10 protein-coding genes are annotated in these 12,730 nt (G+C 65.6%); 4 read left to right on the top strand and 6 right to left on the bottom strand.

Annotated elements, in window-relative coordinates:
- Positions 1-2 precede the first annotated feature (2 nt).
- From MYCSP_RS02765 to mnhG, 4 genes are read left to right on the top strand one after another with little or no spacing between them, the layout of a single operon-like run.
- Positions 3-1,595, top strand: a complete 1,593-nt coding sequence (locus MYCSP_RS02765) for a Na+/H+ antiporter subunit D (RefSeq protein WP_083017760.1) — start codon at positions 3-5, stop codon at positions 1,593-1,595.
- A gap of 20 nt (positions 1,596-1,615) precedes the next feature.
- Positions 1,616-2,194, top strand: a complete 579-nt coding sequence (locus MYCSP_RS02760) for a Na+/H+ antiporter subunit E (protein WP_088415399.1) — start codon at positions 1,616-1,618, stop codon at positions 2,192-2,194.
- On the top strand, positions 2,191-2,481 hold the full coding sequence (locus MYCSP_RS02755; RefSeq protein ID WP_088413134.1) for a monovalent cation/H+ antiporter complex subunit F: 291 nt from the start codon (positions 2,191-2,193) through the stop codon (positions 2,479-2,481). Before MYCSP_RS02760 ends, MYCSP_RS02755 begins: the two co-directional genes overlap by 4 nt.
- Positions 2,478-2,804 (top strand): monovalent cation/H(+) antiporter subunit G, encoded by a 327-nt coding sequence (gene mnhG, locus MYCSP_RS02750; protein WP_083017713.1) that lies wholly within the window; start codon positions 2,478-2,480, stop codon positions 2,802-2,804. Before MYCSP_RS02755 ends, mnhG begins: the two co-directional genes overlap by 4 nt.
- On the opposite strand, the gene MYCSP_RS02745 is transcribed toward mnhG, so the two are convergent.
- From MYCSP_RS02745 to MYCSP_RS02720, 6 genes are all read right to left on the bottom strand, one after another.
- Entirely contained in the window at positions 2,801-4,732 is a 1,932-nt protein-coding gene (locus MYCSP_RS02745; protein ID WP_088413133.1) for a nucleotide-binding protein, read from the bottom strand. The genes mnhG and MYCSP_RS02745 overlap by 4 nt on opposite strands.
- Positions 4,733-4,833: 101 nt before the next feature.
- A complete protein-coding gene (locus MYCSP_RS23205; protein ID WP_162266189.1) occupies positions 4,834-7,866 on the bottom strand; it encodes an AAA family ATPase in 3,033 nt (1,010 codons plus the stop codon).
- A 493-nt stretch (positions 7,867-8,359) separates the two neighbouring features.
- Positions 8,360-9,424, bottom strand: a complete 1,065-nt coding sequence (dmpG, locus tag MYCSP_RS02735; protein WP_088413132.1) for a 4-hydroxy-2-oxovalerate aldolase — start codon at positions 9,422-9,424, stop codon at positions 8,360-8,362.
- A 2-nt stretch (positions 9,425-9,426) separates the two neighbouring features.
- Positions 9,427-10,335, bottom strand: a complete 909-nt coding sequence (locus MYCSP_RS02730) for an acetaldehyde dehydrogenase (acetylating) (RefSeq protein WP_070913464.1) — start codon at positions 10,333-10,335, stop codon at positions 9,427-9,429.
- A 6-nt stretch (positions 10,336-10,341) separates the two neighbouring features.
- Complete coding sequence (locus MYCSP_RS02725; RefSeq protein ID WP_070913465.1) at positions 10,342-11,127, bottom strand: 2-keto-4-pentenoate hydratase; 786 nt, start codon at positions 11,125-11,127, stop codon at positions 10,342-10,344.
- On the bottom strand, positions 11,120-12,721 hold the full coding sequence (locus tag MYCSP_RS02720; protein ID WP_083017705.1) for an FAD-binding protein: 1,602 nt from the start codon (positions 12,719-12,721) through the stop codon (positions 11,120-11,122). The genes MYCSP_RS02725 and MYCSP_RS02720 overlap by 8 nt, the downstream gene beginning before the upstream one ends.
- Positions 12,722-12,730 lie beyond the last annotated feature (9 nt).

The following is a 12,730-nucleotide window of genomic DNA, read 5'->3' as shown; positions in this document are numbered from 1 at the left end:
CCATGGCTGTTCTGACACCACTGCCGGTGCTCATTCCGACGACTGCCGCCGCGTTGACCCTCATCGCGGGCCGGCGGCCCCGGCTGCAGCTGCTGATCACCGTCACCGCATTGACCACGGTGCTGGGTGTCTGCGCCGCACTGCTGTACCTGGCGGATCGTGACGGCACCTTTGCGCTGGCCGTCGGCGGCTGGGGGCCGACCCCGGAGAAGCTGGGCCCGCTCGGGATCACCCTTGTGGTAGATCGCCTTTCGGCGCTGATGCTGGTGGTGTCCGCCATCGTTCTCCTGGCGGTGGTGCTGTACGCGGCGGCTCAAGGTATTCGAGACGGCGACGAACGGCAGCCGGTGTCGATCTTCATGCCCACCTATCTGGCGCTGTCGGCTGGTGTGTGCAACGCCTTCCTGGCCGGCGACCTCTTCAATCTGTACGTCGGTTTCGAGGTGCTGCTGGCCGCGAGCTTCGTGCTGTTGACCATCGGGGCCAGCGCCGACCGGGTACGGGCGGGCATCTCGTATGTGATGGTCTCGATGATGTCCTCGGTGGTCTTCCTGCTGGGCATCGCCTTCGTGTACGCGGCAACGGGAACTCTCAACATGGCCGAAATCGCGGTCCGCGCGGACGGCATCCCGTCTGGCACCCGCCTGGCGATCTTCGCCGTGCTGCTGGTGGGCTTCTCCATCAAGGCCGCCGTCTTCCCGTTGTCGACGTGGCTACCCGACTCGTACCCCACCGCTCCGGCGCCGGTGACGGCGGTCTTCGCGGGATTGCTCACCAAAGTGGGTGTGTACGCCATCATCCGTGCTCATTCCCTGCTGTTTCCGGGTGGTGGCTTGAACACGGTGCTACTGGTGGCCTCACTGCTCACCATGATCGTCGGCATCCTGGGTGCCATCGCACAAAGCGATATCAAACGGCTGCTGTCCTTCACGCTGGTGAGCCATATCGGATACATGATCTTCGGTATCGCGCTGTCCAACGAACTCGGCATGTCCGGCGCCATATACTATGTGGCACACCACATCATCGTGCAGACGACACTGTTCCTGGTGGTAGGACTCATCGAACGTCAGGCCGGGGCATCGTCACTCAATCGCCTGGGTGGCCTTGCCGCCGCGAGTCCGCTACTGGCCTTCGCATTCGTGGTGCCCGCGCTGAATCTTGGCGGTATTCCACCATTCTCCGGTTTCATCGGCAAGGTCGCGCTTCTGGAGGCCGGATCCCTGCAGGGCTCGGTGCTCGCGTGGACCCTCGTGGCCGGAGGAACCATCACCAGTCTGCTGACCCTCTATGCGGTGGCACGCGTGTGGACCAAGGCGTTCTGGCGGCCGCGGGCCGACGCACCCGAAGGCGACCTGGCCGCGGCGACACCCACGGCTCTTCTCGACGACGCCGAGGACGTCGCATTCGTGGACCGCGCGGACGTCGGTCGGATGCCTGCCGGCATGTTGGCGCCCACCTTGGGGCTGATCGCAGTCGGGGTGGCGCTGACGGTCTTCGCGGGGCCCATCATCGGGATCAGCGACCGCGCGGCCGCCGAGGTGCGCGACCGCACCGTCTACATCAGCGCCGTCCTCGGGGGTGGCCCGCGATGAGCCGCATACGTCCGATATCTATCAAGAACCTCGCCCTGTACGGTCCGCGTGAGATCGCGCTGCGGGCATGGACCTTAGTGTGGCTCATGTTGGTGTGGACAATGCTGTGGGGCAATTTCTCACTGGCCAACACCATCACCGGACTGTCGGTGGCCTTGGTTGTCACGGTGCTGCTACCGATGCCACGGCTGCCGGTCGAAGGCCGTCTTCATGTGGTGTCCATGGTTCGGCTGGCCTTCACGGTCGCCTGGTACATGGTGCTGTCCAGTCTGCAAGTCGCCTGGTTGGCCATCAGGCCGGGCCCACCACCGTTGAGTGCCGTACTGCGGGCACAGATTTCGGTGAAGTCGGACCTCGTGATGGCGCTTCTGATGAACACCCTGACGATCATTCCCGGATCGGTGGTCCTGGAGATCGATCAGGAGCGTCGGCTGGCATATGTACACGTGCTGGACGTGGGCTCGCCCAAGGCCGTGGCCAGCTTCTACGCCCAATTGCGGCAATTGGAAAAGCTTTTCATCTCGGCATTTGAACGTGACGTCGATTGGCACCCCGACAGCACGGTTGTCGACGAGTCCGAGACGAGGAAGGGCGTATGAGCCTCGTATGGCAGATCGCCGCGGTGCTACTCATCGCCGCGGCCACCGTCACCATGTACCGGCTGCTCGCCGGGCCCAACACGTTGGACCGCCTTGTCGCCGTGGATACGCTGGTGGCCGTCACCATGTGCGCGCTCGCCGCGTGGGCGACCTACAGCCTGGATTCCACTGTGTTGTATGGAGTTGTCGCGCTTTCCTTGATCAGTTTCCTGGGTTCGGTGAGCGTGACACGATTCCGCGTGCCCGACACCGCGATCGACCCGCAGGAACCGGAACGCGGCCGATGAACGCCCTCCTCGATGCGATCTCTGGCGCGCTGGTGCTGCTCGGATCCGTGCTGGCCCTGACCGCCGCCATCGGCGTGGTGCGCTTTCCCGATACCCTGGCCCGCATGCATGCGGCCTCCAAGCCGCAGGTGCTAGGGCTCTTGCTCGTGCTGGCCGGTGCGGCGCTGCGACTTCGCGGTTATGCCGACGTCAGCATGATCGTGCTCACCGGACTGTTCACCATCATCACGGCGCCGGTGGTCGCACACCGCGTGGCACGGTTGGCATATCGCGAGCGCAGTGTGCGTGACGATCTGATGACCACCGACGAACTGGAGCGCTAGCCCCAGCTGGTCTGTCGGGTGTTGCCACCCTCGTAGAAGCCATCCGCCACCGAGGCGGCCAGCTCCATGAACGCTCCCCGCGTCTTCTTGCCCATCAAGTCCAGCGAGATCTCCGACCCCTCCGAGAGGTGGTTGTCGAACGGAATGATGTGTACGGCCCTGGCACGGGTCAGGAAGTGCCGGCTCAACTGTTCCAGATCGATCGAGGAAGCCCCGGGGCGCGACGAGCTGATGGCCACCACCGACTGCCGAACCAGATGCGAATACCCGTGGTGGTCAAGCCAGTCCAGTGTCGCCAGGGCGCTACGCGCACCGTCGATGGCGGGTGACGTCACCAGGACGATGGCGTTGGCCTCCCCCAGCACGCCGGCCATCGCCGAATGCATCAGGCCGGTGCCGCAGTCGGTCAGGATGATGTTGTAGAACCGCTGCAAGATCCGCATCACCGCGAGGTAGTCGGCTTCGGAGAACAACTCCGATGCCGCCGGATCGCGTTCGGAAGCGAGCACCTCCAGCCGACTCGCACTTTGCGAGGTGTGCCTGCGCACATCGGAATACCGATGAATATCAGGATCGCGCAACAGATCTCGTGCGGTCGAGCGCGTCTCATCGGGACCGCGCTGAGCGAGCGTCCCGAAGTCCGGGTTGGCGTCGACGGCGATCACTCGATCACCACGCAACGAGGCGAAGGTGGCGCCCAGCGAGAACGTCGTGGTGGTCTTGCCCACACCGCCCTTCAGCGACAACACCGCGATCCGATAATCACCGCGGACGGGAAGGTTGATTCGGTCGATCAACTCGCTACGGTGCGATTCCTCCGACGACTCACCCGGATTGATCGCTCCACCCGAAAGCCGGTGAACTGCCTTGCGCCATCCGCTCCTCGGCAGCGGCTTGACCGACCTGATGAGACCAAGCTGATCGTGGCTCGGCCCTTGCGGTCGTGACGGCTGTTGCGGCTGCGGCGCCGGCCGGTACACCGGAGCCTCGGGCCGTGCGGCGGTGAACGGAGTCTGTCCCGGGAGGTAAGGCTCCCGTTGTGGCGCGGCCGGCGTGCTCCAGTCCGCGCGCGGGAAGGCCGCGGGTGGGGGCGTCGCGACCGGCCGTGCGGGTGGCGGCGTGGGCCACGCCTGCGCCGGTGGCACTGGCGCAGGCGGCATCTGGGGCGCCTGGCCGCCCCAGGGCGTCATCCCTTCCGGGATCATCGAGGACGCATCGTCCGGCCTGATCGGCGGGGTGGGTGCCGGTGCGGCGGGCTCGGGCGGAGGGGGTACCTCGGCGGGCGCCTGCTCCTGAGGCGCCTCGGCGCCGTGCACCTCTGGCTCTTGGGCAGCAGGAGGCGTCTCTACCGGAGGTGGTGGGGCCGGAGGTAGTGGCGTCGGAGGCTCCGCACTGGGCGGTTCGGGCACCACCGCCGAAGCCGGCCACGCCGGCAGCGGACTGGGCTGTTCCGGTGCGGGAGGCGCGCTGGGTACGGCGTTCTCCACCGGAGCAGCGGGTGGCTGAGCAACCGGCGGCGGCGGGGCGTAATAGTTCTGCGGCGGTGGCCCATAGTAATTTTGCGGAGGCTGTTGAGCCGGCGCACCGTATCCCTGGGGCGGAGCCGGCGGTGCCGGCGGAGCGGGGTTCTGGTACTGCGGCATGCCGTAAGAGCTCAGCGGATCCGGTTCCCATATCGGATTCATCGGACGCTGATGATTTCGCTGACGCCGAGACAGCTTGGGAGCCTTAGGCAGTGGAGGCGGCGGCTTGAGCGTCGGCTGAGGGAAGTAGTCGGCACTCGGCGGCACGAACTCCTGACTCGAGCTCTTCGACCGGCGGAAAGGACTGCCCTTGGTCTCCCCGCCACCGAGCCCGTCCGCAATGGGCTCGCGCCACGGACCGCTGGGCGGTGGCGAGTCTGGTGTGTTGTCGTTGGAATCAGCCATGCCAGATCACTTCGCCATCATTCCGGGCGAGAGCACACCGGCGGCAAGGACCCGCTGGGGAGCTCTGGTGTCAACCATCCTGCTGCCCGCCTCTTTCCGTCTCATCGCTGCTGCTCGTCGCCGCGCATGCGGAGCCGTGGGAAACTCTCCGAAATCGCGCCGGCCAGCTTCAGATACGCCGCGTTGGTATCCGCATTGAGCAGGTTGAAGTCGACATCGGCCCCCTCGGCGAGGTGCGGGTCGAACGGGATCATGTGGATGGACCGGCAGCGCGCTTGGAAGTGCTCGTAGACCTTGTCCAACTTGATCCCCGCCGATCCCGGGCGCGACGCGCTCAGCACAACATGCGCTTCGCGAACCAGCCCGGCATGTCCGTGTTGCATCAGCCAATCGAGTGTCGCCGAAGCACTGCGCGCGGAGTCCATGGCCGGCGAACTCACCAACACGATGGTGTGCGCGAGGTCAAGCACACCCGCCATCGCCGAGTGCATGATTCCGGTGCCGCAGTCGGTCAGGATGATGTTGTAGTACCGCTGGAGGATGTCGATCGTGTTGCGGTAGTCGACCTCGCCGAAGGCCTCTGAAACGGCCGGATCCTGTTCACTGGCAAGCACTTCCAGGCGACTGGTCGCCATTCGCGTGTGGTTGCGCACGTCGGCGTAACTTCTGATGTTCTGGTCGTTGAGCAGGTCGCGAACGGTGGATTGCGTCGAATGGTCCCGTACGCGTTCGGCCAGGGTGCCACGGTCGGGGTTCGCGTCCACCGCGATGATCCGGTCGGTACGAATCGTCGCGAACGCAGAACCCAATCCCAATGTGGTGGTGGTCTTTCCAACACCACCCTTGATGGAAAGCACCGCGATGCGGTAATCGCCGAGGATCGGCTGACGAATGCTCGCCAGCAACTGGTCCTGTTCACGGTCCTTACGGGAGTCACCCGGATTGACCCGGCCACCCGTGGACCGGTGCACGGCTTTGCGCCAACCGGATCGCGGCGCATAGCGACCGCGGTTGATCACCTCGGCCTCATCGAGCGAAGGAGGCATCCGATATGCCTGCGGCGCACGGTAATTCGCAGGGGGTGCGGCGCCCTGGAGTTGCGGAGTGTAGCCCTCGGGCGGCTCCTGCTGTCCGGATGGTTGCGGCCCCTGCTGCGGCACCCACTGCCACTGACCCTGAACGCTGGTGGGCTGAGGCGGGGGCTGAGGCGGAAGTTGTTGCCCGCCATAGGGTTGGGGAGCCTGCGGCGCGCCCTGCGACCACTGGCCCGGATAGGGCTGGCGCGGGTTCCATCCCGCGGGCGCCTGCGCCGCGGGCCGCTGTTGCTCCGGCGATGGCGGAGCAGGTTGTTGCGGGACGGCCGGGGGCACGTAATACGCCGGCTGAGCGGGTGGCTGCGTCTGGGGAGTCGACTCCGGCGCCGATGGGGCCTGCCACGCCGAGGGCACGGGCGGCTCCGGCTGATCATGCGCCTCGTCTTCCTCCGCGGCCTCTTCCGGGACCGTCCCGTCTGCCGGAGGCTCGGGAGCCTGCGGCAGAGAGGCCGCATCCGGCTCGGGCACGGACTGCTCCGGGACGTCGGCGGCCGGAACCTCCTGCAGAGGTTCGGCTGTGGGATCGACGATATCGCCGACGGGCTCCGGATCGACCGCGTGTGCCGTCGGGGCCACCGGCTCAGAAGGCAGTTCGGGCTCCGGCACCACTTCGTCCTCGAGTACGGCGGCGTCGGGCAGATCGTCGTACACAACGGGCGGCGCGGCGATCACAATGTCCTCATCGACCAGAGGCTCAAATCCGCCGAGCTCCGGGGTGTCCGCCGCGGCGGACTCGTCGGAGCCGATGGTGGACTTGGCGCTTTCGGACCCGATGGTCGCAGCTTCCTCCACCATCGGAACGGCGGCCCACGGCGCCACCATCGGCACGAACGGCGCGGCTTCAGGCTCAGGTGCGGACGCCTGCTCCTCAGCCGCATCATGGGCAGCCAATTCCTCGTTGAGTTCGGCACGTTTGGCCTCAATGCGCTGCAACAGCGCTGCTGCGCGGGCGTCTGCATCCTCGACCTCGGCAGCGGGTTCTTGCATCGGTGCTTCCGGTTCCGGCTCCACGGCAGGCGCTGGTTCATCGGCGACGACGACAGGCTCTGGCTCCGCAGGCGTGGACTGCTCAGCTTCAACTGCTTCGGGAGCCTGATCGACGGCTTCGGGGGGCGTGAAGCTGAGCTCCGGTTCCTGTGTTTCCTCGGCTTCTTGTGCCACCTCTCCGGCGATTTCGGGCACGTCCTCCTGGACGGCCTCCGGCGGCGTGAAACTGAGGCTCGCCGGCGCCTCGGGCACGGTCCCGGATTCGGACTCGAGCCTTGTGTGGCGCCGATGGCGTTCGAGCTCGTCATCGGTGATGCTCTCGTCGAGGCTCATCTGACGCAGCTGCGCTTCGAGCAGGCTGAACCGTGAGAACGGGTCCGCACCGCTGGATTCCGGGCCGCTCCGCTCGCTTGCGGCTGCCGGTGGCCTCGTTGCCTCGGACTCGACGGACTCCGAGGACGGCTCCGTGGAAACCGGGGCCGCTTCGGGGGTCTCGGCCGGGGGCTCAGGCTCAGCCGTGATCGGCGTCACCGACTCGACCGGTGGTTCAACCTCGGGTGCCACGGCCTCCGGTTCGGCGATTGCCGGGGACTCGGCGAGCGGAGGCGACGGGGGTTGCTCGACCTGCGGTATTGGCCGTGGCTCCGGCTTCATCTCCGGAATCGGACTCGTGATGATCCGTGGTGTCTCCGACACAGGGCTCTGGACTATGGCACTCCAGTCGGTCTCCGGCGATGCCTCTTCTACGGGCTCGGGCGGGCGCGGCGGGGTGTAGTACTTCGAGACATCGGGTACCGGCTTGGCGCCGTTGGCCTTTTCCTCGGCGGTCAGGTCGGGAGCATGCTCCTCCCGGGAGGTTTCGGCGATCGATTCCTGGGCGGGAACCCGGGGTGTGGAGGGGCGCTCAGTCTCGTGGGTTAACGAATCCTCGTTCGACTCGTCCTCCCCGGCGTTGCGCTTCTTGCGCCTCAACGAACGGAGAAAGCCTCGTTGTTCGTCTTCTTCGGGCAACCACGGAGGACGGGCCGGTGCACCACGATCTTGCTTGGGCAACGTCCCCCTCCCCTTCCTCAATCGCCGAATCGTCGTAGAGTTCGATGGTACTCAGTAGCTAGCGCACGGGTATCAAGACTGGTTACCCAACCGAATAAACCCCCGCACTCAACCAGCAGCTTAAGCGAGATGGCAAGGTCCTCGCAGCGTTCGGTGCGATCCCGTACCGGCTCGATTTCGGTGGTAGCCACCGAGCAGGGCTTGCCCATCGGTCTCACGATCGACCAGCGCGAACTGGCTAAGCCCCCGCAGCCACCTCTGCCGGCGAGATCCTCGCACGGTGCCGGCCCTGTGCCATGGCGCGGCGCCACGAGATACCGCAAGAGCGCCGTACAACGCCCGAATTGTCCGGACGGTATCGAAGTGCCCGCGAAGAACGAACTGGCGGCAGAGCGTGTCCTGGAGCCCAGCATGGGCCAGACAGAGCTCTGTGCCGCCGCCTCTACGTGCCGAAGCGTTCGCCCGCGGCTTGACGCGGTGCGTAGGCTGCCGACTACTTCTTCTCGGCGTTCTCCCGCTGAATCTCCAGCGCGATGTCGATTAGCTGATCCTCTTGCCCACCGATTAGCTTTCGCTCCCCGGCCCGGTGCAGCAGTTGATGGGCGGGCACACCATAGCGTTCACCCTGCCGGATGGCGTGCTTGAGGAAGCTGGAGTACACCCCGCTGTAGCCCATGATCAACGCATTGCGGTCCAGCAGGCACTCCGTCGGCATCGCGGGTGCGACGACCTCTTCGGCGGCATCGGCGATATCGAAGAAGTCGATACCCGTCTTCACGCCGATCTTGTCGAACACGCCGATCAGCGCTTCGACCGGAGCATTGCCCGCGCCTGCGCCGAAGCGCCTTGTGCTGCCGTCGATCTGCTTTGCGCCCGCACGCACCGCCTCGATCGAGTTGGCGACACCCAGGCCCAGGTTCTCGTGCCCATGAAAACCGACCTGCGCATCGTTGCCGAGCTCGGCGACCACCGCGGCCACCCGGTCGGCCACACCGTCGAGTACCAACGCGCCCGCGGAGTCCACCACATACACGCACTGGCATCCGGCGTCGGCCATGATCCGCGCCTGCTTTGCCAGCTTCTCCGGAGAGATCGTGTGCGACATCATCAGGAAGCCAACGGTTTCCAGTCCGCGCTCACGAGCCAGTCCGAAGTGCTGGATCGAAACGTCGGCCTCGGTGCAGTGGGTGGCGATACGACAGATCGACCCGCCGTTGCCCTGCGCCTCGATGATGTCTTCCTTGGTGCCCACACCGGGCAACATCAGGAAGGCGATCTTGGCATTCGTCGCGGTCTCCGCGGCGAGCTTGATCAGTTCCTGCTCAGGCGTTTTCGAAAACCCGTAGTTGAACGAGGATCCTCCGAGCCCGTCGCCGTGGGTCACTTCGATGACCGGCACGCCAGCGCCGTCCAGCGCCGCGACAATCGCCCGCACCTCATCGGCGGTGAACTGGTGCCGCTTGTGGTGCGAGCCGTCGCGCAGCGACGTGTCGGTGACCCGCACGTCCCACGCGGCGTCGAAGAAGATGCCGTCAGTCGGGGCAAGTTGCGTAGTCATTGTCACGAAACCTTTGCAGATAGAAGTTCTTTGGCGATTTCCTCGCCCACCTTGGTGGCAGCCGCGGTCATGATGTCCAGGTTCCCGGCGTAGGGCGGCAGGAAGTCGCCGGCGCCCTCCACCTCGACGAAGGTGGTCACCACGTGATTGCCACCGTTGACCACCGACGGCTCGTCGAACTGTGGCTCGTTGAGCAGCCGGTACCCCGGCACGTATTGCTGTACCTGACTCACCACATCGTGGATCGATGCGGCAATGGCATCCCGATCCGCGTCCTCCGGAATAGCGCAGAAGATGGTGTCGCGCATGATCATCGGCGGATCTGCCGGATTCAGGATGATGATCGCCTTGCCGCGCTGCGCACCGCCGATCACCTCAACACCCTTGGACGTCGTCTTGGTGAACTCGTCGATGTTGGCGCGTGTGCCCGGTCCCGCGGACACGGACGCGACGGACGCGACGATCTCTGCGTAGGGAACCTCGACCACCCGCGACACCGCGTACACGATCGGAATCGTGGCCTGACCACCGCAGGTGATCATGTTGACGTTGGGAGCATCCAGGTGCGCACGCAGATTCGCGGGCGGCACGACGGCCGGGCCCACCGCCGCGGGGGTCAGATCGATCGCCCTGATACCCGCTTCCGCGTAACGCGGCGCGGCGGCCTTGTGCACGTACGCGGATGTCGCCTCGAACACCAGGTCCGGCTTCTCGTCCTGGGCCAGCAGCCAGTCCACACCCTCATGCGAGGTTTCCAGGCCGAAACCGCGGGCGCGCTTGAGACCTTCGGACTCGGGGTCGATACCGATCATCCATCGCGGCTCCAGCCACTCGGACCGCTGCAACTTGTACAGCAGATCGGTGCTGATGTTTCCCGAACCGACGATCGCTACAGATGCCTTACTCACAATTCTCCTCTACTCGAAAGCCAGTCGGACCGAACCAAGTCCGGCGAACTCGGCCAAGAACTCGTCCCCCGGATGCGCGTCGAACGCCCGCGTGCACGAACCGGGCAGCACCACATCTCCGGCACGCAGACGCACGCCGAATGAGGCGACCTTGCGCGCCAACCACGCCACCGATGTCACCGGATTACCAAGCACCGCATCGCTTCTGCCCTCGGCCAACTTCTCGCCGTTGCAGGTCAGCACCGCATCGATCGACTTGATGTCGATGTCCTTCGGCGAGACCCGTTGCTTACCGATGACGAATCCGGCCGACGAGGCGTTATCGGCGATGGTGTCGCAGATCTTGATCTGCCAGTTGGTGATCCGACTGTCCACCACCTCGATGGACGGCACGTACGCCGCCGTTGCCGCCAGCACGTCGTCCTCGGTGCAGTCCTCGCCGGGCAGGTCCGCGGCCAGGATGAATCCGACCTCCACCTCCACCCGCGGGAACAAGAACTTGGACGCCGAGGCCGCGACATCCTCGAACAGCTCCATATCGGCCAGCAGATGCCCGTAGTCCGGCTCGTGGACACCCATCATCTTCTGCATCGCCTCGGACGATAGGCCGACCTTGTGCCCGACCACCTTGGCGCCGTCCGCTAGTCGGGAGCGAATATTCATGAGCTGGATCTCATAGGCGTCGGTCACATCGAAATCCGGGTACGTGTCGGTAGGCGGCGCGACGGCCACCCGCGTTCGCTCGGCCTCGGCCAGATCCGCGGCAATGGCCCCACGAACTTCGGAACTAAGCATCTACGCGCCTTCCAGTCTCGGTCCCCGCCCGGCGTCCGGAGAAGACGCAGTCAGCCAGGGACAATCCGCTCACATACGAATTGGAGCAGATACCCACCGCTGCACGTCCGGCGGCATAGAGCCCGGGGATCGCCGCGCCCGATGTGGTCTGCACGGCACCAGTCTCCTCGTCCACCACCAGCCCGCCAAGAGTCAGCATCGGACACGGATTGAGCATGTTGGTCTTGATGGACACGTTGAACAGATAGAACGGCCCTTCGGCGACGGGAACCCGAATATCGTCCGGCTTGCCGAGGGGGTCAGGGGCGCCGTCGGCGATGGCCCGATTGTGTTCGGACACGGTGCGCGCCAATCCTTCCGGATCGATGCCCGCCTTGGCGGCCAGTTCTTCGATGGATCCGGCCTTCCGGCGCCCCACATTCAGGAACGCCTCGGCCTGGATCCGCTGAAACCACAGGGTCTGTGACCTCAATTGCTGACGGGCCCGCTTCACCAGCGCCTTGTCGGCAACCAGGTACCCCACCCCTGCGGCCGTGCGCACGATCTCCTTGCCCAACGCGGCGCCATATCGGGACTCGTCAATCATCCTCTGTCCCTTGGCATCCACTAGCAGAGATCCGAGGAAGGCCGCGGGTGGGACGATGAACCGCCAGGCCGAGATCTCGTCAAGGTGCCCGGTAGCCGCATTCAGCGGCTCCGCGAGCGTCAAGGCGGTCCCGTCGTCGCCGGCGGTACCGAGTTGCAACCCGTCCCGATAGGCGGGGGCGTGACGCTCGATGAGTTCGCGGTTCGCGATGAACCCTCCCGAGGACAGGATCACCCCGTCGTTGGCCCGAATCTCGAAGGGCTTGGCGAACCGGCGCTCCAGCGCGTACGCCGGTCCCTCCAGCACCTTTCGCATCGGCGGGTAGTAGATGCCTGGCTTCGTCGCATAGTGCGTCAAACGTGCGTACGTGCGCCGTACCCAGGCGGGCGCATCCTTCAGCGTCGTGCCCCGAACTCCGACGACGCGACTGTCCTCGACAATCAAGTCGGTCACCCGGGTCTGCCGCCACACGTCGGCGCCGAGGCGCTCGGCCGACTCCGCAAGAGGCGCGAAGAGCGCCTTCCCCGATACCCCGCGACCAAAGGCGCGATGTCCGCGCTGGCGGGGAGGCGTCACGGCCCGCGCCATGCCGGAGGATTCACTGCCCGAAAAATAGAGGTAGTAGTCGTTGGTGGGGTACGAAGTCTTGAACGGAGCCAGCGAACCCTCGAACGGCACTCCGTAACCTTGCAGCCAATCCAGGTTGTCAACGCTGTCGTCGACGAACTTACGCAGCGTCTCGGGTTTGACGGCGTCGCCGACCTCGAGCTGCAGATACTCCAGCATCAGCTCCGGGGTGTCCTCGACGCCCGCATCACGCTGGATGTTCGTGCCGCCCCCGGCGTAGTAAATACCCCCTGAAATGGCCGAAGCCCCACCGCCGTCGAATCGCTCCAGGATGGCGACAGACGCCCCGCGCTCGATAGCGGCCAGCGCGGCGGACGCCCCGGCGACCCCGTATCCGACGATGACGACATCGGCCGATGGCACGTCTGATCGACCCGGCACGGGGCCTCC

Origin of the sequence: Mycobacteroides saopaulense (assembly GCF_001456355.1) — a bacterium.
Classification (GTDB): domain Bacteria; phylum Actinomycetota; class Actinomycetes; order Mycobacteriales; family Mycobacteriaceae; genus Mycobacterium; species Mycobacterium saopaulense.
The sequence above is the reverse complement of the archived record's forward strand: the minus strand, read 5'-3'. Positions and strand labels throughout refer to the sequence as shown.